The organism is Pseudoxanthobacter sp. M-2 (genome assembly GCF_046156265.1).
In the GTDB taxonomy this organism is placed as follows: domain Bacteria; phylum Pseudomonadota; class Alphaproteobacteria; order Rhizobiales; family Segnochrobactraceae; genus CAMDHY01.
Map to the genome: position 1 here is coordinate 1068410 of NZ_JAWDIR010000011.1, position 24269 is coordinate 1092678.

A 24269-nucleotide genomic window follows, 5' to 3' on the forward strand; every position below is an offset into this window, starting at 1 on the left:
CCAAGATGCCCGGACAGTTCCATGCGGCCCGTCCGTCGGCGTTGATCTGGCGCAAATCGGGATGGCTGGACCGGAGGACGTAGACTCATCCTCCCGCAGGTGATCGCGGCGCGGGAGGGACGGGCCCTTCGTGACGCCGAATCTGGCGCCAACGGCCACCCGGCGTCGTCGATAGGTTGCTGCCGCCGGACGGTACGCCTGGACGCGGAACCGTGGGGGAATGGAAGCGGCGCATTGCAATATTCCGCACGATTGGCATTATAACGCAAAACGTGATCCTGGCGCGACCCAGCGCCGGGACGGGAGGAGCAGCCATGCTCGTGAACGAGAACGCGGCTCTCTATTTCGTCGATCGCCACGTCGAGGACGGGCGGGGCGACAAGGTCGCGTTCCGGGAGGCGGACGGGGCCCGGCGCACGCTCACCTATCGCCAACTCGCCGAAGAGTCGGCGCGTTTCGCCGGCGCGCTGGCGCGGTGCGGCGTGCGGCGGGAGGAGCGGGTGGTCATGGTCGTCCTCGACCAGATCGAGTTTCCCGTGGCGTTCTGGGGTGCCATGAAGGCGGGCGCCATCCCGGTGCCGCTGAACACGCTTTTGTCGACGGCGGTCTACGCGACGATCCTCGAGGACGCGCGCGCCTCCGTCCTCGTCGTTTCCGGCGAACTGTGGCCGAGCCTCGCTCCGGCCGCGGCCGCGAGCCGCCACCTCCGCACCGTGGTGGTGATCGGCGACGCACCGCCCGGAACGCAGACCTTTTCCGCCTTCATGGACGGGGTGGAGCCGGCGCCCGTGGTGGAGGCCCACGCCGACGAGCCGGCCTTCTGGCTCTATTCGTCCGGGTCCACCGGCGCGCCGAAGGGCGTCCGCCACATCCATTCGTCGCTGAAGGCGACGTGCGACACCTTCGGCTCGCAGGTTCTCGGCATCCGGGCCGAGGACACGGTGTTCTCGGCAGCGAAGATGTTCTTCGCCTATGGCCTCGGCAACGCCATCTCGTTTCCGATGGCGGTCGGGGCGACGACGGTCATCCATGCCGGCCGGCCGACGCCGGACGCGGTGCTCGACATCGTCGCGCGCGAGGCGCCGACGATCTTCTGCGGCGTGCCGACGTTGTTCGCCGCCGTGATGGCGCGGCAGGACCAACTGGGCGGCCCGCCCGCTCACCGGCTGCGACTGTGCACGTCGGCCGGCGAGGCGCTGCCGCGGGAGATCGGCGAGCGCTGGGAGCGCTCGTGGGGCACGCCCGTCATCGATGGCGTCGGCTCCACCGAGATGCTGCACATCTTCCTGTCGAACCGGCCCGGCGACATCGTTTACGGCACCTCGGGGACGCCCGTGCCCGGCTACGAGGTCCGTCTCGTCGACGAGCATGACCGCGAGGTGGGTGAGGGCGAGGTCGGCGAACTCCTCGTGCGCGGCCCCTCGAGCGCCGACGGCTACTGGAAGCGGCGCGACAAGTCGCAGTCGACGTTCGCCGGCCACTGGACCCGCACCGGCGACAAGTACGAGCGGACAGCCGACGGCCGCTACGTCTACTGCGGCCGGACCGACGATATGTTCAAGGTCTCCGGCATCTGGGTCTCGCCCTTCGAGGTCGAGCAGGCCCTCGTCGAGCATCCGGCCGTGCTTGAGGCGGCCGTCGTCGCCCGCGAGGACGCCGACAAGCTGCTGAAGCCCGCCGCCTACATCGTGCTGAAGCAGGGGGCGGATCGCGACGTCCAGCACGACCTCAAGGAGTTCGTGAAGACGCGCATCGGCATGTGGAAGTACCCCCGCTGGATCGAAGTCGTCGACGACCTGCCGAAGACGGCGACCGGCAAGATCCAGCGCTACAAGCTCCGCGAGAGGGAGAGCGCCTGATGGCGGTCGACTGGCAGGCGGGGCGGGGCCGGCTGGAGGCTGGCGGCAAGTCTCTGGAGTGGGCCACTTGGGGCGAGCGGACCGCCGGTACGCCCGTGCTCGTGCTGCTGCACGAGGGGCTCGGGTGCGTGTCGCTCTGGCGCGACTTCCCCGCGCGGCTGGCGGCGGCGACCGGTTGGCCGGTGTTCGCCTATTCGCGCGCTGGCTACGGCCAGTCGGACCTGGCGGAGCTGCCGCGTCCCCTCGACTACATGACGCGCGAGGCGCTTGGGCCCCTCGCCGACGTGCTGAACGCTGTCGCCGCCGCCGACTACGTCCTCCTCGGCCACTCCGACGGAGCGACGATCGCGGCGATCTATGCGGGGAGCGTCGCCGACTACCGCGTGCGCGGCCTCGTGCTGATGGCGCCGCACCTGTTCACCGAGGCGGTGGGCCTCGCGGAGATCGCCACGGCGCGGCACGCCTACGAGACGACCGAGCTCAAGCAGCGCATGGCCAAGTATCACCGCGACCCGGACGTCGCCTTCCGCGGCTGGAACGACGCTTGGCTCGATCCGGGCTTCGCCGCCTGGAACGTCGCGGACGTCGTCGACTACCTGCGCATCCCCGCTCTCGTCATCCAGGGGCGGGGCGACCAGTACGGCACGCTGCGACAGGTGGAGGAGATTGAGAGGCGCAGCTACGCGCCCGTCGACGTCGAGATCCTCGAGGACTGCCGGCATTCGCCGCATCTCGACCAGCCGGAACGGACGCTTGCGGTCATCGCCGATTTCACCGCCCGGCTCGCCCGCATCGAGGCGGCGGAGGTCGAGGGATGAGCGCGTTCGTGGGCCGGCGCGACGGCCTAGTGACAGTCGATCCCGCGTCTCGACCGGCCGTGGCGGAACCGGCGTGAGCACGGGCGCGGAGACGCTGCGGCTGCCGCCGATCCCCTACGTGCCCGGCCGCTCCGCCCGGCCGGATGAGGGCTACTTCGACCCGGTGAAGACGGGGCTTTCGCCGGCGCTGTCGTGCAGCGAGCTCGCGATGAGCCCGGCCTTCAAGGGCGGTCTGGAGGCCTTCTCCCACGGCTACTTCTGGGAGGCGCACGAGCTCTGGGAGGCGGTGTGGATGTGTCTGCCGCCGGCGAGTGCGGAGCGGCACCTGGTGCAGGGTCTCATCCAGCTCGCCAACGCCGCCTTGAAGCGGCGGATGGGCCAGGAGAGAGCCGCCGGGCGCATCCTCGAGCGCGCCGACAGCGCTCTCGAGGAAGCCCACCGTCGCCACGCGCGACCGATGGGACTCTCGTCAACCGATACGGATGCGCTGCGGTCCGTGGCAGAGACGTCAATAGGTGCAGTATAATGCATAAAGCTGGCGCATCCATCCACAAGAGTTGACCTTATATGCTGGAATCGTCGCAGTTTGATGCAACATTATGCCTAATGTGCGTTTACACCACGCCGCCACGGCTCTATCGTGCAGCGCCATCCGGTGCCACTTCGGGAGGAGCGACCCGGTGACCAAGATCATCGACTTCCAGACCGATCCCTCGAAGTACCGCCACTGGAAGGTGGCGTACGAGGGAGAGGTGGCGACGCTCTTCATGGACGTCGACGAGAACGGCGGCCTGTTCGAGGGCTACCAGCTTAAGCTCAACTCCTACGACCTCGGCGTCGACATCGAGCTCGCCGACGTCGTGCAGCGGATGCGCTTCGAGCATCCGGAGGTGAAGGTGGTGGTGATGCGGTCCGGCAAGGATCGCGTCTTCTGCGCAGGCGCCAACATTCGCATGCTCGGCGGTGCCAGCCATGCCCACAAGGTCAATTTCTGCAAGTTCACCAACGAGACCCGCAACACCTATGAGGCGGCAGAGGCCGACTCCGGTCAGAAGTACATCGCCGCCGTGAAGGGTGCGTGCGCCGGCGGCGGCTACGAGCTCGCGATCGCCTGCAACCACATCATCCTGACTGACGATGGCTCCTCGTCCGTGGCGCTGCCGGAGGTACCGCTCCTCGCCGTGCTGCCCGGCACCGGCGGGCTGACGCGCGTGACCGACAAGCGCAAGGTGCGGCGCGACCTCGCCGACATCTTCTGCACCATGGAAGAGGGCGTGCGCGGGCGGCGGGCGCAGGAGTGGCGGCTCGTCGACGAGGTCGTCCCGAACTCGAAGTTCGACGAGACGGTCGAACGCCGCGCCCGCGAGTTCGCGGCGGCATCGGCGAAGGCGGCCCCTGCGGGCGGAATCGTGCTGGGCCCTCTCGGCCGCACCATCCGGGAGGACGGGTCGGTGTCATATTCCCTCGTCGAGGTGGCGCTCGACCGCGCTGCCCGCAAGGCGACGATCACCCTCAATGGACCTGACGGCGAGGCGCCGGCCACGGCGGAGGCGCTGGTGGCCCTCGGCGACCAGAGCTACCTCCTGCGCCTCGCCCGCGAGCTCGACGACGCCATCCTGCACCTGCGGCTGAACGAGATGGAACTCGGCCTGCTGGTGTTCCGAAGCCAGGGCGACGCTGCGGCGGTGATCGCACAGGAGGCGGTGCTCCTCGACAACCAGGACCACTGGCTCGCCAACGAGATCCTTGCCTACTGGAAGCGGGTGATGAAGCGCATCGACATGACGTCGCGCTCCATGGCCGCCCTCGTCGAGCACGGCTCGTGCTTCGCCGGCCCGCTCGCCGAGATCCTCTGGGCGGTGGACCGCTCCTACATGATGGACGGCGCCTTCGAGGGCGACAACCGCCCGCTCGCCGCGATCCGCCTGAGCGCCGGCAACTTCGGCCGCTACCCGATGGGCAACGGCCTGACGCGGCTGCAGACGCGCTTTCTCGCCGAGCCCGAGGCTGTCACCGCGCTGGAGGCGAAGATCGGCGAGGCGATCGAGGCGGAGGACGCGGCCGCCCTTGGCCTCGTCACCTTCGTCCACGACGACATCGACTGGGACGACGAGGTGCGCATCTTCATGGAGGAGCGCGTCTCGTTCAGCCCCGACGCGATGACCGGCATGGAGGCGAACCTGCGCTTCGCCGGTCCGGAGACGATGGAGACGCGCATCTTCGGCCGCCTCACCGCCTGGCAGAACTGGATCTTCCAGCGCCCCAACGCCGTCGGCGAGAGCGGCGCGCTGCAGCGCTATGGCACCGGCCTGCGCGGCGAATTCAACATGCAGCGCGTCTGAAGCCGGGCGCGCAGGGAGGACGATCATGGACCTCATGAATGTGAGCTACGACACGCAGATCCCCAACAACGTGGGTCTGTCGTCCGACAAGCGTGTGTTGAAGGCCCTGGAGAAGTGGCACCCCGGCTACATCAACTGGTGGAACGACCTCATTCCGCAGGAATTCCAGCAGTCGCTCGTCTATCTGCGGACGGCCGTCTCGGTCGACCCGAAGGGCTGGGCGAAGTTCAACTACGTGCGAATGCCGGAATACCGCTGGGGCGTGCTGCTCGCACCGCAGGTCGACGACCGTCGCATCCCGTGCGGCGAGAACGCCGGAGCGCCGGCCTGGCAGGAGGTGCCGGGCGAATACCGCAACATGCTGAAACGCCTGATCGTCATCCAGGGCGACACCGAGCCGGCCTCGGTCGAGCAGCAGCGATTCCTCGCGCTCTCCGCCCCCTCGCTCTACGACATGCGCAACCTCTTCCAGGTGAACGTCGAAGAGGGGCGCCACCTGTGGGCGATGGTCTACCTCCTGCACAAGTACTTCGGCGCCGACGGCCGCGAGGAGGCCGACGACTTGCTGCGCCGTTCCTCCGGCTCGGAGGAGGCGCCGCGGATGCTCGGCGCCTTCAACGAGGAGACGCCGGACTGGCTGTCGTTCTTCATGTTCACCTACTTCACCGACCGCGACGGCAAGATGCAGCTGGAAGCGCTCGCCCAGTCGGGCTTCGACCCGCTGTCGCGGACGTGCCGCTTCATGCTGACGGAGGAAGCCCACCACATGTTCGTCGGCGAGACGGGCGTCGGCCGGACCATCCAGCGCACCTGCGAGGCGATGGTCGCGGCCGGCATCTCCGATCCCTACGACATCGACCGCATCCGTGACCTCGGCGTCGTCGACCTGCCGACGATCCAGAAGAAGCTCAACCTCCACTACACGCTGTCGCTCGACCTGTTCGGCCAGGAAGTGTCGACGAACGCCGCCAACGCCTTCACCGCCGGGATCAAGGGCCGCTACCACGAGCATCGTCTCGACGACGACCACCGGCTGGAGAACGCCGCCTATCCGGTCTGGGACCTCGAGGGCGAGACGATCGTGCGCAAGGAGGTGCCGGCGCTGACCGCCATCAACATGCGGCTGCGCGACGACTACACCCGCGACGCGGCCGGCGGCGTCGAGCGCTGGAACAAGACGATCGAGAAGACCGGCATCGACTTCCGCATGCGTTTGCCGCACGAGGCCTTCCACCGCCAGATCGGCGTCTTTTCCGGCAAGACCTTCAACCCGGAAGGCAAGCTCATCTCGGGTGCGGAGTATGACGCGAAGAGCAAGGACTGGCTGCCGACGCGGGCCGATGGCGACTTCATCCAGTCGCTGATGAAGCCGGTGCGCACGCCGGGCGAGTTCGCCAGCTGGATCGCGCCACCGAAGGTGGGCATCGACAACCAGCCGGGCGACTTCGAGTACGTGAAGCTACACATGGCGTGACCGGCCGCGCCGGCCGCGCGCCAGGTGCGGCTTGGCCGTAGTAGTTCTGATCTGAGGTCGGGCCCTGTCGGGCCGCGATGAGCGAGACGATGAAGCAGCATCTGATCGATCCGGAGATCTGCATCCGCTGCTACACGTGCGAGATGACGTGCCCGATCGAGGCGATCACCCACGACGACCAGAACGTCGTGGTCGATGTCGCGAAGTGCAATTTCTGCATGGACTGCATTCCCGTCTGCCCGACCGGCTCGATCGACGAGTGGCGCGTCGTGCGCGAGCCCTACTCGCTGGAGGAGCAGTTCTCCTGGAGCGAACTGCCGGCCCAGGAAGACTTCGACGACGGACCCGAGGGCGGTGACGGCGGCGGCATCGAGGCGCTGGACGAGGCGATGGCGGCGCTGCTGGCCGAGGCGCACCGCGGCGCGGGTGGCCGTTCGCGGCCGCCGGCGACGGCGTCGAAGCCAACGGTCAATCTCTACACCCTCGGCAAGCCGGCCATCGCGAAGGTGCAGGGCTCCTACCGGCTGACGACTGAGGAGTCCGGGTCCGACGTCCGCCACGTCATTCTCGACTTCGGTGCGCAGCCCTTTCCGGTCCTCGAGGGCCAATCGGTCGGCATCATCCCGCCCGGGACCGACGCCGACGGCAAGCCCCACCTGCCGCGCCTCTATTCCGTCTCGAGCCCGCGGGACGGCGAGCGGCCCAACTTCAACAACATCTCGCTGACGGTGAAGCACGACCCGCACGGCCGCTGCTCCAGCTACATCTGCGGCCTCGAGAAGGGCGACGAGGTGCGGGTGACCGGGCCGTTCGGCTCCACGTTCCTGATGCCGGACGATCCCTCGGCGCGGCTGCTGATGATCTGCACCGGCACCGGATCGGCACCCTTCCGCGCCTTCACGATGCGCCGCCAGCGCACGGCCACCGGCGCGACGGGCGACATGGTGCTGTTCTTCGGCGCGAGGAGCCCCGACAGCCTTCCCTACTTCGGCCCCCTCGCCAAGGTGCCCGACCGGTTGCTGCACAAACACCTGGTGTTCAGCCGCCTGGCCGACGGGGCGAGGGAATATGTCCAGGACCGGATGATCACGGAGGCCGCCACGGTGGCGGAGATGATCGCCGATCCGAAGACGCACATCTACGTTTGCGGCCTGCGCGGCATGGAGGAGGGGGTGGAGCGCGCCTTCGCCGAGATTGCCGGCGACGCGGTCTGGACCAGCCTTCGCGACGCGATGCGGAACGAGGGCCGCTATCACGTGGAGACTTACTGAAGGCCTGCGCGCCATCCGAGCGCGCGCGCTAGCGGCTATCTCCCGGTCTCGCCGTTGTGATGCAGCGGCGAGTTTCGATTTGTCGTGAAGCCACGGCCGCGCTAGGCTTATGCACTATATTTCACAAGCGGGCGCGCATGTCGGAGATCACGAACTTTCGCGGCGAGGTGTCGAGCGTCGATCCCGAGCGATCGATGGATCTCGCCGTCGAGGAGTTGATGACGCGGGTCGGCGAGCGTGTCCGCAAGGCGCGGGAACTGAAGGGGCTACCGCGCCGGGTGGTCTCGGAGATCTCCGGTGTCTCGCCGCGCTACCTCGCCCAGCTCGAGGCGGGCGAGGGCAACATCTCGATCGGGCTGCTGCAGCGCGTGGCGATCGCGCTGGACCACCGCATCGAGTGGCTGGTCGGGCGGGAGGACCCGTGGACGTCGGAGGCTGTGCGCGTCGCAGATCTGTTCCGCTCGTCGCCGGCCGAGGTGCGACGGCAGGTGCTGGCGACCCTCAGCCCGACACCACCGGAGAGCCTGCGGGGACGCCGCATCTGCCTGCTCGGCCTGCGCGGCGCCGGCAAGTCCACCTTGGGCGCCCTGGCCGGCCGCGCCCTCGGCATCCCGTTCGTCGAGCTCAACCGGGAGATCGAGGAACAGTCCGGCATGGCGGTCAACGAGGTGCTCGCCCTCTACGGCCAGGAAGGTTACCGCAAGCTCGAGGCGCAGGCGGTCAGCCGCGTCATCGCCACCCACGACACCCTGATCCTCGCCGTCGCCGGCGGCATCGTCGCCGAGCCCGAGACCTACAAGGCGCTTCTCGCGAACTTCCACACGATCTGGCTGAAAGCGAGCCCGGAAGAACACATGACGCGCGTGCGCGCCCAGGGGGACACGCGCCCGATGGCGGGCAACCCCGAGGCGATGGAGCAGCTGAAGTCGATCCTGCGCTCGCGCGAGGCGCTCTACGAGCAGTCGTTGCTGACCCTCGATACCTCGGGCGAGCGATTGCAGGCCTCGCTCGAGCGGCTGCTGTCGCTGATCCGGGAGAACGGCCTACTCGGTGGCGGCGGTGCCGACGGCGCGGGCCGTATCTCGTCGCGGCGGGGCGGCGCCGGCGGGCGCGGGGCCACATCCGGTGCGATCCCGGCCGAGGTCGAGGGCAGCGGTGCGCAGCGTGCGGGATCACAGCCGGCAGAGTAGGCGAGAGCCGGGCGCGACCCTTGGCTGGGCACGGCTGAAGCAGGGGATGCGGCGGGCGCCCCGGGATCCCATCTGTCGGAGGCCGCCCGCTGGCCCCTTCGCGTTCGGTCGCGACGATGCTAACCGGTGCATTCCTGCGCACCGGCGTGATCGGTCGCCCGGCGGGTGTTGCAAGCAAGAGGTTTGGAAGAGGCTCCGTGTACGACGCCAAGGCCCCTGTATTCGCCGTCGCGCCGATGATGGACTGGACGGACCGGCATTGCCGGGTCCTGCACCGAGCACTGTCGGGCCGCGCACTGCTCTATACCGAGATGATGACGGCGCTCGCGGTGGTGCACGGCGACCGCGAGCGGCTGATCGGCTTCTCGCCCGTCGAGCATCCCGTGGCGCTGCAGCTCGGCGGGTCGGACCCGGCGACCCTCGCGGAAGCTGCGCGGATCGGGGCGGAGTTCGGCTACGACGAGATCAACCTCAATGTCGGCTGCCCGTCCGACCGGGTGCGCGACGGCCGCTTCGGCGCCTGCCTGATGGCGGAGCCGACACTCGTCGGCGACTGCATCGCGGCGATGAAGGCGGCGGTCGGCATCCCGGTCACCGTCAAGTGCCGCATCGGCATCGACGACCAGGACCCGGAGCCGGCGCTCGATGCGCTCGCCGACGCGGTGGTGGCGGCCGGGACCGACGCGATCTGGGTGCATGCGCGCAAGGCCTGGCTCTCAGGCCTGTCACCGAAGCAGAACCGCACCGTGCCGCCGCTCGACTACGCCCGGGTGCGGCGGCTGAAGGCGCGGCTGCCGGACGTCTTCGTCGGGCTGAACGGCGGGCTCGACACGCTCGCGGCCGCCAAGGCGGAGCTTGCCCATGTCGACGGCGTCATGCTCGGCCGCGCCGCCTACCACAATCCCGACCTGCTCGCGGGCGTCGACGCGGAGATCTACGGCGAGGCGGGGGACGCCCGCGACGTGCGCGAGGCGGTCGAAGTCTATTGCGCCTACGTCGCCGCCAACCTCGCGCGCGGGGCGCCGCTGGCGCCGATGGTGCGGCCGATGATCGGGCTGTTCTCCGGGCGGCCGGGGGCGCGGACCTTCCGGCGTATCCTGACGGTCGAATCGGTGCGCCGCGGAGCTGGTCTCGACGTGATCACCCAGGCGCTGGCGGCGCTGCGGCCGGTGCCCGCGGCGGACGAGGGCGCTGCGGCGGGGGCCGTCGAGGCGGCCGCCTGAGGGCGGCGCCTCAGCCGAAGATCGCGGCGCGGTAGCTGTAACCGACCACCAGCACGAGGGCGAGGGCGCCCCAGAGCAGGATCGCCCGCCCGACATCGCCGAGCGCCGGCGGATTGGCGACATAGCCCGACAACAGCAGGATCAGCACCGCGACGGAGGCGACGAGGCCGGGTCCGACCTCGTCGATCCAGGTCGGGAAGGGCCCCTGTTCCGGGCCGAACAGCCAGAGCGCCACGGCGACGACGCAGATCGCCGCCAGCACGTAGAACGCCACCTGGCGGATGCGCTGCTTCGGGCTCATCGGGCGACCGCCACCGTTGACCGGCGCCGCGCCGGGAGCGCCGCCATGACGGCACGACGCGCCGGCTCGGCCATGCGGGCCCAGTCGACGATCTCGTCCAGCGTGCGGCCGCAGCCACGGCAGAGGCCATCGGCGCCGATGACGCATTCCTTGACGCACGGTGTCGACACCGTGCCCGCATCCACCGTCGTCGCCATCCGCTGCAAGGCCGGCATCGCCGCTCCGCTCTCTCCGATTCGCCCGCGCCGAGGAGAGCGGCGCGGCACGTCGAGTTTAGGGCAGCGTTGCGGCGACGGCGAGGAGGAAGGCGCACGCCGCCGCCTGCTCGGCCGCGCCCGCGACGTCGCCGGTGCCACCGCCGAGGGTGGCGCGCATCAGGCGCAGCAGCAGCCAGACGGCGACGGCGGCCGCCGCGAGGCCGGCGATCGTCGCCGCCATCCCCGTCTCGGCGCCGCCGATGAGGAGTGCCAGCACGGCAGCCGTGGCGCCGGCCGAAGTGAGGCCGCCGGCGGTCGGCCGGCCGGCGGCGACCGCGATCCCGTCGGTCCGCGCCGGCGGCAACAAAGCGAGCGGCGCCAGCGCAGAGGCGCGGGAGACGGCGTTGGCGGCGACGAAGGCGGCTGCGGCAACGGTCGGCGAAACCTCGGCGATGGCCGCCAGCGCCGACACGCGCAGGATCAGCGACAGCACCAGAGCCGCGGCGCCGGCGGCGCCGATGTGGCTATCGCGCATGACGGCGAGCCGCCGTTCGGCGCTGCCGCCGGCGGCGAGGCCGTCGGCGGTGTCGGCGAGACCGTCCTCGTGCAGGGCGCCGGTGACGGCGACGCCGACCGCCACCGCCACCGCCGCCGCCGGCAGCGGCGGCAGGCCGAGCCAGGCGGTGAGCCACAGCGCCGCGGCGCCGGCGAGGCCGATGACGGCGCCGGCGACCGGCATCGCCCAGGCGTCGCGAGCGAGGTCCGGCAGGCGGGCGGGGTCGTCGAGCGGGCCGAGCACCGGCACGGGAACGCGCGCCAGGAAGCGCAAGCAGCCGGCGATGGCGGCGGCGGCGCGGGCCAGCCGGTCGTCGGAGGTCGAGGCCATGATCTCTCCCGCTCGCAGCCGTCCGGCATGACAGCCGCGGCGCGAGGCACTATCAACGGCCTCCCGCCGCAAGGCGAGGGTGCAGCGCCGGCCTTGCCGCCGCAGCCCGCCTCGCCGGCCGTGACCGCCGACCGATTCGACCGAGGCCCGCCCGATGTCCGACGCTCCCCGCCGCCCCCTCGACGACATCCGCGCGCTGATCGCCGGCATGCCCGGCCCGGACCTTGCCTCGGCCGCGGCGGTGGCGGCCCGCGACGCGCAGTTGACGAAGCCGGCGGGCTCGCTCGGCCGTATGGAGGAAATCGCTACCTGGCTCGCCACCTGGCAGGGCAAGGCGACGCCGACCGTCGACCGGCCGACGGTGGCGGTGTTCGCGGCCAACCATGGCGTCGCAGCGCGCGGCGTCTCGGCCTATCCGGCCGAGGTGACGGTGCAGATGGTGGCGAACTTCGCCGCCGGCGGGGCCGCGATCAACCAGATCTGCCTCGCCAACGACATCGGCCTCAAGGTCTTCGAGCTCGCGCTCGAAGTGCCGACGCCGGACATCGCCGAACAGGACGCCTTCTCGGAGGGCGAACTCGCCGCGACGATGGCCTTCGGCATGGAGGCGCTCGCCGACGGGCCGGACCTCCTCTGCCTCGGTGAGATGGGCATCGCCAACACCACCGTCGCCGCCGCCGTCCACCACGCGCTCTATGGCGGCACGGCGGTCGACTGGGTGGGGGCCGGCACCGGGGTCGAGGGCGAGGGGCTCGCCCGCAAGCGTGACGCCGTTGCGATGGCGGTCGGCCGGCTCGCCGGCGAGCGTGACGGCCTCGAGGTTCTCAGGCGCGTCGGCGGCCGGGAGATCGCCGCGATGGCCGGCGCCATCCTCGGTGCGCGCCACCAGCGGGTGCCGGTGGTGGTCGACGGCTACGTGGCGACCGCCGCGGCCGCGGTGCTGCACGCCGTCGATCCGGGTGCGATCGGCCACTGCCTGTTCGCCCACGTGTCCGCGGAACAGGCGCACCGCGCGGTGCTGGAGCGGCTCGGCGTGTCGCCGCTGCTTGATCTCGGCATGCGGCTCGGCGAGGGCTCCGGCGCGGCGCTCGCCGCAGTGCTGGTGCGGACCGCGGCGCGGGTGCATTCCGGCATGGCGACGTTCGCCGGTGCAGGGGTGTCGGGGCCTGCGGACTGAGGCCCGGCACCGCGGCGAACTATCGCCGCGCGTTGCGGGTCGGGGCGGGGTCTTCTATGTCTCGGGGGCGGCGCCGCGCCTCCCGTTTCGGCGCCGCCGCTGGGCGCGTGCCCCGGAGACCGCGATGATCGACCGCACCGACCGCAAGATCCTGTCGATCCTGCAGGAGGATTGCACCGTGCCGGTGGCCGAGGTGGCGCGCCGGGTCGGGCTGTCGACGACGCCGTGCTGGCGGCGCATCCAGAAGCTCGAGGAGGACGGCGTCATCACCGGGCGAGTGGCGCTGCTCGACGCGGCGAAGGTGAACGCACCGGTGACGGCCTTCGTTTCGATCGTCACCAACAAGCACTCCGAGGACTGGCTGTCGCGGTTTGCGAGCGTCATCCAGGAGTTCCCCGAGGTGGTCGAGTTCTACCGGATGGCCGGCAACGTCGACTACCTGCTGCGTGTGGTGGTGCCGGACATCGCCGCCTATGACGCCTTCTACAAGAAGCTGATCGCCAAGATCGAGATCTCCGACGTGTCGACGACCTTCGCCATGGAGCAGATCAAGTACACGACGGCGCTGCCGCTCGCCTATGTGCCGCTGGAAAAGGGCCGGGCGGCGAGCGAATGATGACCGAGCTCCCGACCCTCGCCTCAGGCGTGCTGGCGTCTTTTGTGGATGCCGCGACCGCCGTCTGGCTGCCGGTGAGCCGCACGACGCCGGACGGCACCGTCGTCGACGATGGCGGAACGGATGGTGGGGCGGGCACCGGCGATGCGGTCTCCGGCGGCGTCGAGATGGCGCAGCGCTTTCTGTTCGCCATTCCCGACGAGGTGAAGACCATCCTGATGCTGGCTCTCGCCGCGGCGATCGGCATCTACCTCTACCTCAACTTCATGCGCGACCAGCCGTGACGGCGCCTGCCGCCGTTTTTTCGGGCGACCGGTGCCCACGCTTTCGACGCCGGGCCGCAACAATTCCGCGCTAGTCTCTCGCGGGGCGCGGCTTCGCGCTGTTAGGCTGGCGGGATGGCGACCGTGGCGAAGATACCTCCGGGCGTGGGGCCGAAATTTCCGCAGGTGGTGGTGCTGGTTGGCGCCACCGGCGACCTCTCCAAGCGCAAGCTGCTGCCGGGGCTGTTCCACCTCTCGACCGCCGGGTTCATTCCCGGCTGCCGCATCATCGGCGTGTCGCTCGACGACATCGACGCCGACCGCTTCCGCGCTATCGCGCGCGCGGCGCTCGACCAGTTCTCCCACCGCAAGGCGGTCGACGAGGCGCAGTGGACGGCGTTTGCCGAGCAGCTCGACTATGTGCCGATGTCGGCCGGGCCAGCGGCGCTGCGCGAGGCGGTGGAGCGGGCCGAGGCATCGTTCGACGGCGAGAGCCGGCGCATCCACTATCTCAGCGTCCCGCCCAGCGCGGCCTTGGCGGCCGTGCGGATGCTGGACGAGGCCGACCTCGTCAAGCGCTCGCGCGTCATCATGGAGAAGCCGTTCGGGGTCGATCTCGAGAGCGCCGTGTCGCTGAACCGGCGCCTGCACGAGGTGTTCTCCGAGGACCAGATCTTCCGCATCGACCATTTCCTCGGCAAGGAGCCGGCGCAGAACATCCTCGCCTTCCGCTTCGCCAACGGCCTGTTCGAGCCGATCTGGAACCGCAACTTCATCGACCACGTACAGATCGACGTGCCGGAGACCCTCGGCCTCGGCCAGCGCTCGGCCTTCTACGAGCAGACCGGCGCCTACCGCGACATGGTGGTGACGCACCTCTTCCAGATCCTGGCCTTCATGGCGATGGAGCCGCCGACGGCGCTGGCGCCGGCGCCGATCAGCGAGGAGAAGAACAAGGTCTTCCGCTCCATGCTGCCGCTCGACCCGAAGGACGTCGTGCGCGGCCAGTACACCGGCTACCGCTCGGAGGAGGGCGTCGATCCGGAATCGGAGACCGAGACCTTCATCGCCCTCAAATGCCAGATCGACAACTGGCGCTGGGCCGGCGTGCCGTTCTTCCTGCGCACCGGAAAGCGGCTGGCGGAGGGGCAGCGGATCATCTCGATCGCCTTCCGCGAGCCGCCGAAGTCGATGTTCCCGGCCGGCTCCGGCGTTGGCGCGCAGGGGCCGGACCATCTCACCTTCGACCTCGCGGATGCCTCGAAGATGTCGCTGTCGTTCTACGGCAAGCGGCCGGGCCCCGGGATGCGGCTCGACAAGCTCAGCCTGCAGTTCGCGATGAACGACACCGGCCTGATCGGCGAGGTGCTGGAGGCCTACGAGCGCCTGATCCTCGATGCCATGCGCGGCGACCACACGCTGTTCACCACCGCCGAGGGCATCGAGCGGCTGTGGGAGATCTCGACGCCGCTGCTCGAGGCACCGCCGCCGGTGCGCCTCTACGCGCCGGGCTCGTGGGGGCCGAAATCGATCCACCAGCTCGTCGCCCCGCACGCCTGGCGGCTGCCGTTCGAGCGGGCGTGGCGGGATTCGAACAACGGCGGCGGGTGAGGGGGCGTCCTGCGCCTGTCGCTTCGGCCGCGTCCAGCTCCTCGGGGGCTGTCTCCAAACTCTCTTGGGGTCATTCCCGGCCTTGTGCCGGGAACCCATGGACATTGCCGGTTCGCTGGGCGCCCGGCTCGTGGCGCCGTGCTCGCTGCGACGAGTGGGTTCCCGGCACAAGGCCGGGAATGACTTCGGAGGGGTAGGCGCCCCCCAACAGAGCGGGAGGGGGCAGCGGCTCCTTACATGAAGTCGGAGGGCAGTGCCTGCCGCTCAAGGGGTCTGCGCTAGCCTCACGCGTTCGCCGGCCGCAGATGCCGGGTCAGGCGGCGTTCCAGGACGTCCCAGACGCGGCGGAGGGTCTCGACGATGGCGAGGTAAAGGACGGCGGCCCAGATGTAGACCTCGAAGTTGAAGCTGCGGGCATAGGCGAGGCGGGTCACGCCCATGACGTCGAAGATCGTCACGACGCTGGCGATCGCCGAGCCCTTGATCATCAGGATGATCTCGTTGCCGTAGGGGCGCAGCGCGACGATGAAGGCCTGCGGCAGGATCACCTTCCAGGTGGTGACCGCCCGCGAGACGCCGAGCGCGCTCGCCGCCTCCCACTGGCCGCGCGCCACCGAGCGGATGGCGCCCCGCAGGATTTCCGCCTGATAGGCGGCGGTGTTGAGGGCGAAGGTGAAGACGATGCAGTTGAAGGCATCGCGGAAGAACCACCAGAGGCCGATGTCCTGGAAGAACGGACGGAACTGCCCGGCGCCGTAATAGACGAGGAAGGTCTGGGCGAGCAGCGGCGTGCCGCGGAAGAAGGTCGTGTAACCGTAGGCGATGCCGTTGACGATCGGGTTGGCGGAGAGCCGCATGGCGGTGAGCGGGGCGGACAGCACGGCGCCGATGACGATCGCCAGGCCGACGATCGTCAAAGTGACGACGAGGCCGTCGAGCATGCGTGGGCCATAGCGGGAGAGCAGCTCGAGGTCGATCACCGGGCGGCTCCATAGCCCCGGCCGAAGCGGGTCTCGAGTTTCGACAGGCCGATCGACGAGATGATCGACAGCGCGAGGTAGATCAGCAGCGCCACGAGGTAGAAGAAGAACGGCTGCTTCGTCGCGCCGACGGCGATGTTCGTCATGCGCAGGAGGTCGTTCAGCGCGATGACGGAAACGAGCGAGGTGTCCTTCAGGAGGACGAGCCAGAGGTTGCCGAGCGCTGGCAGGGAGAGGCGGATGAGCTGCGGCAGCACGACGACGAACCAGGTGGTGGCGCGCCGCATGCCAAGCGCGTCGCCCGCCTCGAACTGACCCTTGCCGATGGCGCGGATGGCGCCGACGAAGGCCTCGCTGGCATAGGCTGCGAACACCATGCCGAGGGCGAACATTCCGGCGACGAAGCTGTTCACCTCGACCTGCGCGTTCGGCGCGACGAGGCTGACCACCCGCTGCAGCAGCACCTGGCCGCCATAGTAGATGATGAAGAGGGTGAGCAACTCCGGCAGGCCGCGGAAGACGGTGGTGTAGGTCTCGCCGATGAAGCGCAGCCAGCGCCGCTCGGAGACCTTCGCCAGCGCGATGAAGAAGCCGAGCACCAGGCCGAACGGCACGGTCGCCACGGCGAGCCGGATGGTCATCCAGGTGCCGGCGGCGAGCTGGTCACCCCAGCCGTCCGGGCCGAACGACAGGAGTGAAAGGAAGTTGTCCATCGGCGCGTCGCCCCCCGGTCCGCTGGGACGACGGCCGGCGTGGATCGCCGGCCGCCGTCAGACGATGGATCGTCAGTAGACGTCGAAGGGGAAGTACTTGTCGTTGATCTTCTTGTAGGTGCCGTTGGCGATGATCGCCGCGATCGCCGCGTTGAACTTCTCCTTGAGCTCCGGGTCGTCCTTGCGCAGCGCGATGCCGGCGCCCTCGCCGAAATACTGGACGTTGCGGATCGGCTCGCCAACCTCCTTGCAGCACTTGCCGTCTTCGGTCTCGTTCAGCCACGAGTAGAGGACGACGGAGTCGGCGAGGATGCCGTCGAGGCGACCGTTGGCGAGGTCGAGATTGGCCTCGTCCTGGCTCGGATAGAGCTTGACGTCGGAGTCCTTGTACATGTCCTCGAGGTAGGTGGCGTGGGTGGTCGCCGACTGTGCGCCGAGCGACTTGCCGGCGAGGGCGGCCGGGCTCGTGTCGGTGATGCCGCCTTCCTTGTTCGTGATGAACTGCGCCGGCGTGTTGTAGTACTTGTTGGTGAAGTCGACCGTCTTCTTGCGCTCCTCGGTGATCGACATCGAGGCGACGATCGCGTCGTACTTGTTGGCGAGCAGGGCCGGGATGATGCCGTCCCAGTCCTGGGCGACGAAGGTGCACTTCACCTTCATCTCGTCGCAGAGCGCCTTGGCGATCTCGATGTCGAAGCCCTGCAGCTCATTGTTGGAATCGAAGTAGTTGAACGGGGCGTAGGCGCCCTCGGTGCCGATGCGCACCTCCGTCCAGTCCTTCGCCCCCGCGGTGCCCGCGGCGGCGATGACGATTGCGGCCGCTGCCGCGAGACGGCTGACGATCTTCATGGAAACCCCTCTTCCGGTTCGTTCGGGTCCGGATGCGATTGCTTCGCCTCGGGGCGCCCGCCGACTGCAGCCGCGCCTGCAAGCGAAGCGGGCGGCGCGCCGCGGGGCGCCGGGCACATCTTCCCATCATTCATTTCGCCGACGCAACCGGCGGGGGCCGGAATTGCGTCAGGGCGGAGAGGGGAGGGCCGAGAGAGCCGCTTCGGCGGCGGCGAGATCGGCCGGGGTGTTGAGGTTCTGCAGCGGATCGTTGCCGCGGCCGGCGAGGACGAGCGGCGGTATGTCGACCGTGTGGACGGTGTGGCGGGCGAGGAAGGACCGGACGCGGCGGTCGTCACCGGCGAGGAAGGCGGCAAGATCGTCGGCAAGGCCGGACGGCAGCAGCGCCACGGTGTGGTGGACGCGGCCGCCCGTGGCGGCGACGGCGATCTCGTCGCCCATGACGGCGGCTGACAGCCGGGCGACGATGTCGGCCGGCAGCAGCGGGGTGTCGACGGGCACGGTGAGGAGGCGAGGGGCACCGCGCTCTGCCGCCCAGCGCAGGCCGGCGAGCACGCCGGCGAGCGGACCTTCGCGGGTGCCGAAGGCGTCGGTCAGCACGGTAGCGCCGGAGGGCATTGCGGCGGCGAGGTCTGGCGCTCCGCCGGTGGCGAGGCGGGCGGCGGTCTCGCGATCGAGGGCGACGGCCAGCGCGGAGACCTGCGGCGCGAGCCGCGCGGCGACGTGGGCGAGCAGCGGCCGGCCGGCGAGGGGAAGCGTGCGCTTGTCCGCCCCCATCCGCCGCGAGGCGCCGCCGGCGAGGATGACGCCGACGATGTCGGATGGGGCGGTGGGGCGGGGCGGTGGCATGGGGCACAGTCGAACGCTGCCGCCCGCAGCGCAAGGCGCACGAGGTCAAGCGCCACACCGAAGAGCGTGGCACCCGACCCTCCCCCCGTGGGAGGGTCGGGCCGCGCAGCGGACCGGGGAGGGCCGCCGTCGGCGCAGCCGGCGGCGGTGCGACGGTTTGGCAGTCTCAGGCGCCGTACCGCCGCGCTCGCGCGCGGCGGACCCCTCCGGCCGGCTTCGCCGGCCACCTCCCCTACAAGAGGGGAGGAAAGGCACGGCGGCGGCGACGCTGTGCTCCCCCCCGCACGGCCCGCTCGACAAGCGTTGACCGCGGCGCGCGAGTGGCTAGGGTCCGGCCGAACACGCCGCGCGGCCGGGCCACGGCCGCGGCAGAGCGAACGCCGGGAGCCGCCATGACCGTCACCAGGGACGCCGTCCTCGAGAAGCTGAAGGGCATCCCGGCTCCGGCCGGCGGCGAACTCGTCTCGTCGGGAGCCCTGTCGGACGTCGCCATCCGCGACGGCGCGGTGGCGCTGTCGATCACCATCCGCCCCGACCAGGCGGCCGCTTACGAGCCCGTTCGGCGCCGGGCAGAGGGGGCGATCCTGTCGATCCCCGGTGTGACCCGGGCGACGGTGGCGCTGACGGCGGAAGCGGCGGCGGGTGCTCCGCGGGCCGGTGGCCACTCGCACGGTCCCGGCGGCCATTCGCACGGGCCGGCCCCGGCGGCGCAGGCTGGCCCGGCCCCGAAGATGGGCCTTCCGGGCGTCGGTGCGATCATTGCCGTCGCCTCCGGCAAGGGCGGCGTCGGCAAGTCGACGACAGCCGTCAACCTCGCGCTGGGTCTCGCGGCGGCGGGGCAGCGCGTCGGCATCCTCGACGCCGACATCTATGGGCCGTCGATCCCCAAGCTGCTGGGCCTGAAGGGCCGGCCGGAACTGATCGCCGGCAAGGTGCTCCGCCCACTCGTCGGCCACGGGCTGAAGGCGATGTCGATCGGCTTCCTCATCGAGGAGGAGACGCCGATGGTGTGGCGCGGGCCGATGGTGGTCGGCGCGCTCCGGCAGATGCTGAACGAGGTCGACTGGGGCGGGCTCGACGTGCTCGTCGTCGACATGCCGCCCGGCACCGGCGATGTCCAGCTGTCGCTCGCCCAGCAGGTGCCGATCGCCGGCGCCGTCATCGTCTCGACGCCGCAGGACCTGGCGCTCGCCGACGCCCGCAAGGGGCTCGCGATGTTCCGCAAGGTCGACGTGCCGATCCTCGGCATCATCGAGAACATGAGCTACTTCCTCTGCCCGCACTGCGGCGAGCGCTCGGAGATCTTCGGCCACGGCGGCGCGCGCTCGGAAGCCGCGCGGCTCGGTGTGCCCTTCCTCGGCGAGATCCCGCTGGCGCTGTCGATCCGCGAGCATTCCGACGACGGCCGGCCGATCGTCGTGCACGAGCCCGATGGCGCCTATGCGGGTGCCTACAAGGCGATCGCGCAGAGCGTGCTGGCAGCGCTCGCCGGCGGCAGCGGTCGCCGCGCGCCGCCGCGCATCGTCATCGAGTAGGCGGCGACGCGGCCACCCGGTCCGCCGGGGTGCCGGAAGACCGCGTCTCGTCGCGCCCGTCGAAGCGGCGGCGCGCCTCTTCCACCTGAAGGCGGTTGCGGATCGCCCAGTCGGACAGTTCGCCGAGGGTCACGATCAGCGTGCGGCCGAGCTCGGTCAGCTCGTAGTCGACGCGGGGCGGGATCGACGGCGTGACGGTGCGCGTGACCAGCCCGTCGCGCTCGAGGCCGCGCAGCGTCAGCGTCAGCATGCGCTGGGAAATCCCGCCGATGGTGCGCCTGAGCTCGTTGAAGCGCATCGGGCCAGCCGACAGGAACGCCACCACCATCACCGTCCACTTGTCGCCGACGCGGGCGAGCACGTCGGCGACGGCACGGCAGTCGGTGGAATCGTGCTGGTCAGGAACACGCATGGTACCGGGGTTCCGAAAATGTGCCTTCTTGCGGGCCGCGAGGGCAGTCTCCAATCTAGCGTCGGTTACAGAATGTGACCAGTGCCCAGCGACGTCGATGCGCGCGACGGCGACCGCCCTGCGGTCGGCGAAACCTTCCGCGCGCCCCATCGCGACCGGCACGGCTCGAACCGACGGAACACCCCTGATGTGCAAGATCCTTCTCGTCCTCTCCAGCCCGCGCGGCGAGGCCTCCCACTCGACGCGCGTGGCGCGGGAACTGGTCGGCAGCCTGACGGCGAACGACCCCGGCGCCGATGTGATGGTGCGCGACCTCGCGGCCGAGCCGCTGCCACACCTCGACGGTGGCCTTCTTGCCGCCCTCGGCACCGAGGCCGCGGCCCGCACGCCGCAGCAGGCCGAGGCGGTGGCGCAGTCCGACGGCCTCGTCGCCGAGTTGTTCGCCGCCGACACCATCGTCATCGCCTCGGCGATGATCAATTTCGCGCCGACCTCGACACTCAAGACCTGGTTCGACCATCTGCTGCGCGCCGGCGTCACCTTCCGCTACGACGAGAGCGGGCCACGCGGGCTGGTGAAGGGCAAGAAGGCCTACCTGGTGGTGGCGCAGGGCGGGGTCTACTCGCAGGGCCCGGCGAAGCCGTTCGACTTCCAGGTGCCCTACCTCCGCCACGTGCTCGGCTTCATGGGCATCACCGACGTCGAGGTGATCGCAATCGAGGGCATCGCGTTCGGGCCCGAGATGGCCGAGAAGGCCGTGCAGGCGGCGCTGGAGCGCGTCTCGTCCATGCCGGCTCTCGTGGCTGCCTGACCACGCATCGGCCCGCGCGCTTGATTGCCGGCGGGCGCCTCAGCGCCCGTCGCCGCGCACGAACTGGCCGACGAGAACGGCCAGCGCCCCTGCCACCAGCATCGGCGCGAGCACGGGCCAGACCGTTCCGGGCCACAGCCCGGCGTCGAGCAGCGCCCCGACCAGGACCGTCGTCGCCGCAGCGAGGCTGATGTGGAAGGCTCCGGTGAGGCCCGAGGCGGCGCCGGCCAGATCCGGCCGGACGCTCACTGCACCCGCAATGGCGCTGGGCAGGCAGACGCCGTTGCCGATCGAGACGAGGACCATCGCTCCGAAGAACCAGATCGGCTGGTTGGCGCCGAGAACCGCGGCGAGACCCATCAACGGCAGCGCGGCGAACGCGATCAGGTTGCCGAGGTGGATCATCCGCGGGATGCCGACGCGCGCGGCATAACGGCCGGACAGGAAGTTGCCGATGATGTAGCCGATCGACAGCAACGCCGAGTAGGCGCCATAGACCGCCGGCGAGATGCCGAGCACGGTCGGGGCGATGTGCGGCGCGCCGCCGATGAAGGCGAAGAACACCGCCGAGGCGAGCGCCGCGGTGCCGGAGAACTTCCAGAACGCGGGTATCGCCAGCAGCGACCCGAAGGAGCGCAGCATCGCGCCGACCCGGATCGGCGTGCCGGCGCGCGGGTTGGTCTCGTGGAGCGATATGAGTGCGAACACAAACGTTCCGACGCCGAACACGCACATCGCCGCGAACGTCGCCCGCCAGTCGAAGATCTCGCTGAGCACGCCGCCGATGCCGGGCGAGATCGCAGGGGCGATCGCCATGCCCATCGTCACGTAGCCGATCATGCTGGCCGACCGTTCGCGGTCGAAGCAGTCGCGCACGATGGCGCGCGACAGCGTCATGCCGGCGCTCGAGCCGAACGCCTGCACGACACGGGCGACGAGCAGGACCTCGATCGTCGGCGCGAAGACGCAGACGAGACTGCCGAGGATGTAGAGAACGAGCCCGACCAGCAGCACCGGCCGTCGGCCGTAGCGGTCGGACAGGGGGCCGTGCACCAGCATGCCGACGGCGGTGGCGGCGAGATAGAGCGAGATGGCGAGCTGGACCGTCGTGGTGTCGGTGTCGAGATCGATCCGCATCGCCGGGATCGCCGGCATGAACATGTTGATGCCGACCGGCTGCAGCGCCGCGATGGCGACGAGCACGGCGATCGGCGGGGCGGCGATCGCCACCGGCGACGGAGAATTCATCGGGCTCTCGATCGGGTGGCGCCGGCTGACGGCGGTGGAGACGGACGGGCGGTGGTCAGCCGCCCGTCACCGACATGTGGCGGGAGACGGAGGGGCCGCCGGCGCGGGCGATGACGAAGTCGTGCCCCTTCGGCTTGCGGGCGATCGCCGCGGTGATAGCGGCGTTGAGGAGGTCGTCGCCCTCGGAGGCGCGCAGCGGTGCGCGCAGGTCGGCCGCGTCCTCCTGACCGAGGCACATGTAGAGCGTGCCCGTGCAGGTGACGCGGACGCGATTGCAGGATTCGCAGAAATTGTGGGTCATCGGCGTGATCAGGCCGAGGCGCCCACCGGTCTCGGCGACCCGCACATATCGGGCCGGGCCGCCGGTCCGGTAGGGAATCTCCTCAAGCGTGAAGCGCTCGGCGAGGCGCGCCCGCACCGTGTTCAGCGGCAGGTACTGGTCGGTGCGGTCGTCGCCGATCTCGCCGAGCGGCATCGTCTCGATGAGCGTCAGGTCGTAGCCGCGACCGTGGCACCAGGTCATCAGGTGCTCGATCTCGTGCTCGTTGACGTCCTTGAGCGCCACTGCGTTGATCTTGATCTTGAGGCCGGCCGCTTCTGCGGCGGCGACGCCCTCCAGCACCCGGTCGAGATCGCCCCAGCGGGTGATGGCGCGGAACTTGTCGCGGTCGAGGGTGTCGATCGAGACGTTGACGCGGCGCACGCCGATGTCGGCGAGCTCGGCGGCATACTTGCCGAGCTGCGAGCCGTTGGTGGTGAGCGTCAGCTCCTCGAGCGCGCCCGTTTCGAGATGGCGGCCGAGGGCGCGGAACAGGCTCATGACGTTCTTGCGAACCAGCGGCTCGCCGCCGGTGATGCGCAGCTTGCGCACGCCCTGGGTCACGAAGGCGGAGCACAGCCGGTCGAGTTCCTCGAGCGACAGAAGGTCCCGCTTCGGCAGGAACGCCATGTCCTCCGACATGCAATAGACGCAGCGGAAGTCGCAACGGTCGGTCACGGAGACGCGCAGGTACGTGATCGAGCGGCCGAACGGATCGACCAGGCTCGGCGCTGTGGCAGGCCCGTTCGGCACGGGGGGGCGGCCGGGGCCGATGTCGGCGTCTCGCAGCATCCTGCTTCGCTCCCGTGGCGTCCGAAACCGGCGGCCGGAGGACGTTCCGGCCGACACTTCGCCGCCCGCGGCGGTTGGCCCGCCGCGCTTGCGCTGATATTGCCATTCGAGAGCGGCACGGCAAGGGGAAAGCCCGATGGCGGACGAGCAGAGCTGGCCGGTGGAGATCCGCCTGAAGAGCGGACATCGCACGCTGGCGGTCACCTATGACGACGGCGCCGCCTTCGAGATTCCCGCCGAGATGCTGCGCGTGATGTCGCCTTCGGCCGAGGTGCAGGGCCATTCCGCGGCCGAGCGCATCACCGTCGGCGGCAAGCGTGACGTGGAGATCAGGGCCGTCGAGCCGGTCGGCAACTACGCCGTGCGGCTGCAGTTCAGCGATGGCCACAGCACCGGCATCTTCACCTGGGGCTACCTGCGCCGCCTCGGCGCCGACCGCGAGGCGCTGTGGTCGGCCTATCTGACGGAGCTCGCCGCGAAGGGGCTGTCCCGCGACCGCTGAGCCTCAGGCCGCCGGCAGCTCCCGTCGGAGC

25 protein-coding genes are annotated in these 24269 nt (G+C 70.1%); 15 read left to right on the top strand and 10 right to left on the bottom strand.

Features of this window, described 5'->3' with window-relative positions; all coding sequences use genetic code 11:
• Window positions 1–314 precede the first annotated feature (314 nt).
• The 8 genes from RUR49_RS09935 (at window position 315) to dusA (ending at window position 10177) form a co-directional block, all read left to right on the top strand.
• Window positions 315–1859 carry a benzoate-CoA ligase family protein gene (locus RUR49_RS09935; RefSeq protein WP_409146195.1) on the top strand — a complete coding sequence of 515 codons (1545 nt, stop codon included), beginning with the start codon at window positions 315–317 and terminating at the stop codon, window positions 1857–1859.
• Complete coding sequence (locus RUR49_RS09940) at window positions 1859–2677, top strand: alpha/beta fold hydrolase (RefSeq protein WP_409146196.1); 819 nt, start codon at window positions 1859–1861, stop codon at window positions 2675–2677. Before RUR49_RS09935 ends, RUR49_RS09940 begins: the two co-directional genes overlap by 1 nt.
• Window positions 2678–2750: 73 nt before the next feature.
• Window positions 2751–3203, top strand: coding sequence for a DUF309 domain-containing protein (locus RUR49_RS09945; protein ID WP_409146197.1), 453 nt, complete (start codon window positions 2751–2753; stop codon window positions 3201–3203).
• Window positions 3204–3357: 154 nt separating this feature from the next.
• Complete coding sequence (boxC, locus tag RUR49_RS09950; protein WP_409146198.1) at window positions 3358–5019, top strand: 2,3-epoxybenzoyl-CoA dihydrolase; 1662 nt, start codon at window positions 3358–3360, stop codon at window positions 5017–5019.
• A 25-nt stretch (window positions 5020–5044) separates the two neighbouring features.
• Window positions 5045–6493 carry a benzoyl-CoA 2,3-epoxidase subunit BoxB gene (gene boxB / locus RUR49_RS09955; RefSeq protein ID WP_409146199.1) on the top strand — a complete coding sequence of 483 codons (1449 nt, stop codon included), beginning with the start codon at window positions 5045–5047 and terminating at the stop codon, window positions 6491–6493.
• A 77-nt stretch (window positions 6494–6570) separates the two neighbouring features.
• Window positions 6571–7764, top strand: a complete 1194-nt coding sequence (boxA, locus tag RUR49_RS09960; RefSeq protein WP_409146200.1) for a benzoyl-CoA 2,3-epoxidase subunit BoxA — start codon at window positions 6571–6573, stop codon at window positions 7762–7764.
• 137 nt (window positions 7765–7901) lie between these two features.
• On the top strand, window positions 7902–8954 hold the full coding sequence (locus RUR49_RS09965; RefSeq protein ID WP_409146201.1) for a helix-turn-helix transcriptional regulator: 1053 nt from the start codon (window positions 7902–7904) through the stop codon (window positions 8952–8954).
• A gap of 197 nt (window positions 8955–9151) precedes the next feature.
• Window positions 9152–10177, top strand: a complete 1026-nt coding sequence (gene dusA / locus RUR49_RS09970) for a tRNA dihydrouridine(20/20a) synthase DusA (RefSeq protein ID WP_409146202.1) — start codon at window positions 9152–9154, stop codon at window positions 10175–10177.
• Window positions 10178–10187: 10 nt separating this feature from the next.
• On the opposite strand, the gene RUR49_RS09975 is transcribed toward dusA, so the two are convergent.
• From RUR49_RS09975 to cobS, 3 genes are read right to left on the bottom strand one after another with little or no spacing between them, the layout of a single operon-like run.
• Window positions 10188–10478, bottom strand: a complete 291-nt coding sequence (locus tag RUR49_RS09975; RefSeq protein ID WP_409146203.1) for a hypothetical protein — start codon at window positions 10476–10478, stop codon at window positions 10188–10190.
• A complete protein-coding gene (locus RUR49_RS09980) occupies window positions 10475–10693 on the bottom strand; it encodes a DUF1289 domain-containing protein (protein ID WP_409146204.1) in 219 nt (72 codons plus the stop codon). Before RUR49_RS09980 ends, RUR49_RS09975 begins: the two co-directional genes overlap by 4 nt.
• 58 nt (window positions 10694–10751) lie before the next feature.
• The gene (cobS, locus tag RUR49_RS09985; protein WP_409146205.1) at window positions 10752–11561 is read right to left on the bottom strand and encodes an adenosylcobinamide-GDP ribazoletransferase; all 810 of its coding nucleotides are present in this window, start codon (window positions 11559–11561) and stop codon (window positions 10752–10754) included.
• A 154-nt stretch (window positions 11562–11715) separates the two neighbouring features.
• Between cobS and cobT the strand changes: the two genes are divergently transcribed.
• The 4 genes from cobT (at window position 11716) to zwf (ending at window position 15228) form a co-directional block, all read left to right on the top strand.
• Entirely contained in the window at window positions 11716–12738 is a 1023-nt protein-coding gene (gene cobT / locus RUR49_RS09990) for a nicotinate-nucleotide--dimethylbenzimidazole phosphoribosyltransferase (RefSeq protein ID WP_409146206.1), read from the top strand.
• Window positions 12739–12862: 124 nt separating this feature from the next.
• On the top strand, window positions 12863–13354 hold the full coding sequence (locus RUR49_RS09995) for an Lrp/AsnC family transcriptional regulator (RefSeq protein WP_409146207.1): 492 nt from the start codon (window positions 12863–12865) through the stop codon (window positions 13352–13354).
• Window positions 13354–13638 carry a hypothetical protein gene (locus RUR49_RS10000; RefSeq protein WP_409146208.1) on the top strand — a complete coding sequence of 95 codons (285 nt, stop codon included), beginning with the start codon at window positions 13354–13356 and terminating at the stop codon, window positions 13636–13638. The genes RUR49_RS09995 and RUR49_RS10000 overlap by 1 nt, the downstream gene beginning before the upstream one ends.
• Before the next feature lie 123 nt (window positions 13639–13761).
• Window positions 13762–15228: a glucose-6-phosphate dehydrogenase gene (gene zwf, locus RUR49_RS10005; RefSeq protein WP_409146209.1), complete on the top strand. Its 1467-nt coding sequence runs from the start codon at window positions 13762–13764 to the stop codon at window positions 15226–15228.
• A gap of 284 nt (window positions 15229–15512) precedes the next feature.
• Here zwf and RUR49_RS10010 read toward each other — a convergent pair whose 3' ends face one another.
• The 4 genes from RUR49_RS10010 to mobA form a co-directional block, all read right to left on the bottom strand.
• Complete coding sequence (locus RUR49_RS10010; RefSeq protein WP_409146376.1) at window positions 15513–16169, bottom strand: ABC transporter permease; 657 nt, start codon at window positions 16167–16169, stop codon at window positions 15513–15515.
• A gap of 35 nt (window positions 16170–16204) precedes the next feature.
• Entirely contained in the window at window positions 16205–16921 is a 717-nt protein-coding gene (locus RUR49_RS10015; RefSeq protein WP_409146210.1) for an ABC transporter permease, read from the bottom strand.
• Window positions 16922–16993: 72 nt separating this feature from the next.
• The gene (locus RUR49_RS10020; protein WP_409146211.1) at window positions 16994–17770 is read right to left on the bottom strand and encodes an ABC transporter substrate-binding protein; all 777 of its coding nucleotides are present in this window, start codon (window positions 17768–17770) and stop codon (window positions 16994–16996) included.
• Between the two features lie 168 nt (window positions 17771–17938).
• On the bottom strand, window positions 17939–18619 hold the full coding sequence (mobA, locus tag RUR49_RS10025; protein WP_409146212.1) for a molybdenum cofactor guanylyltransferase MobA: 681 nt from the start codon (window positions 18617–18619) through the stop codon (window positions 17939–17941).
• Window positions 18620–19011: 392 nt separating this feature from the next.
• On the opposite strand from mobA, the gene RUR49_RS10030 reads away from it, so the two are divergent.
• A complete protein-coding gene (locus RUR49_RS10030; RefSeq protein WP_409146213.1) occupies window positions 19012–20154 on the top strand; it encodes an Mrp/NBP35 family ATP-binding protein in 1143 nt (380 codons plus the stop codon).
• On the opposite strand, the gene RUR49_RS10035 is transcribed toward RUR49_RS10030, so the two are convergent.
• Window positions 20144–20566: a winged helix-turn-helix transcriptional regulator gene (locus RUR49_RS10035; RefSeq protein ID WP_409146214.1), complete on the bottom strand. Its 423-nt coding sequence runs from the start codon at window positions 20564–20566 to the stop codon at window positions 20144–20146. The genes RUR49_RS10030 and RUR49_RS10035 overlap by 11 nt on opposite strands.
• A gap of 187 nt (window positions 20567–20753) precedes the next feature.
• On the opposite strand from RUR49_RS10035, the gene RUR49_RS10040 reads away from it, so the two are divergent.
• The gene (locus RUR49_RS10040; RefSeq protein ID WP_409146215.1) at window positions 20754–21377 is read left to right on the top strand and encodes an FMN-dependent NADH-azoreductase; all 624 of its coding nucleotides are present in this window, start codon (window positions 20754–20756) and stop codon (window positions 21375–21377) included.
• A 39-nt stretch (window positions 21378–21416) separates the two neighbouring features.
• Here the strand turns inward: RUR49_RS10040 and RUR49_RS10045 are convergent, their stop codons facing one another.
• Both RUR49_RS10045 and moaA read right to left on the bottom strand, forming a co-directional pair.
• A complete protein-coding gene (locus tag RUR49_RS10045) occupies window positions 21417–22625 on the bottom strand; it encodes a multidrug effflux MFS transporter (RefSeq protein WP_409146216.1) in 1209 nt (402 codons plus the stop codon).
• Between the two features lie 55 nt (window positions 22626–22680).
• The gene (gene moaA, locus RUR49_RS10050) at window positions 22681–23736 is read right to left on the bottom strand and encodes a GTP 3',8-cyclase MoaA (RefSeq protein WP_409146217.1); all 1056 of its coding nucleotides are present in this window, start codon (window positions 23734–23736) and stop codon (window positions 22681–22683) included.
• A gap of 136 nt (window positions 23737–23872) precedes the next feature.
• Here moaA and RUR49_RS10055 point away from each other — a divergent pair, with 136 nt between their 5' ends.
• Window positions 23873–24238 carry a gamma-butyrobetaine hydroxylase-like domain-containing protein gene (locus RUR49_RS10055; RefSeq protein WP_409146218.1) on the top strand — a complete coding sequence of 122 codons (366 nt, stop codon included), beginning with the start codon at window positions 23873–23875 and terminating at the stop codon, window positions 24236–24238.
• Window positions 24239–24269: the final 31 nt, after the last annotated feature.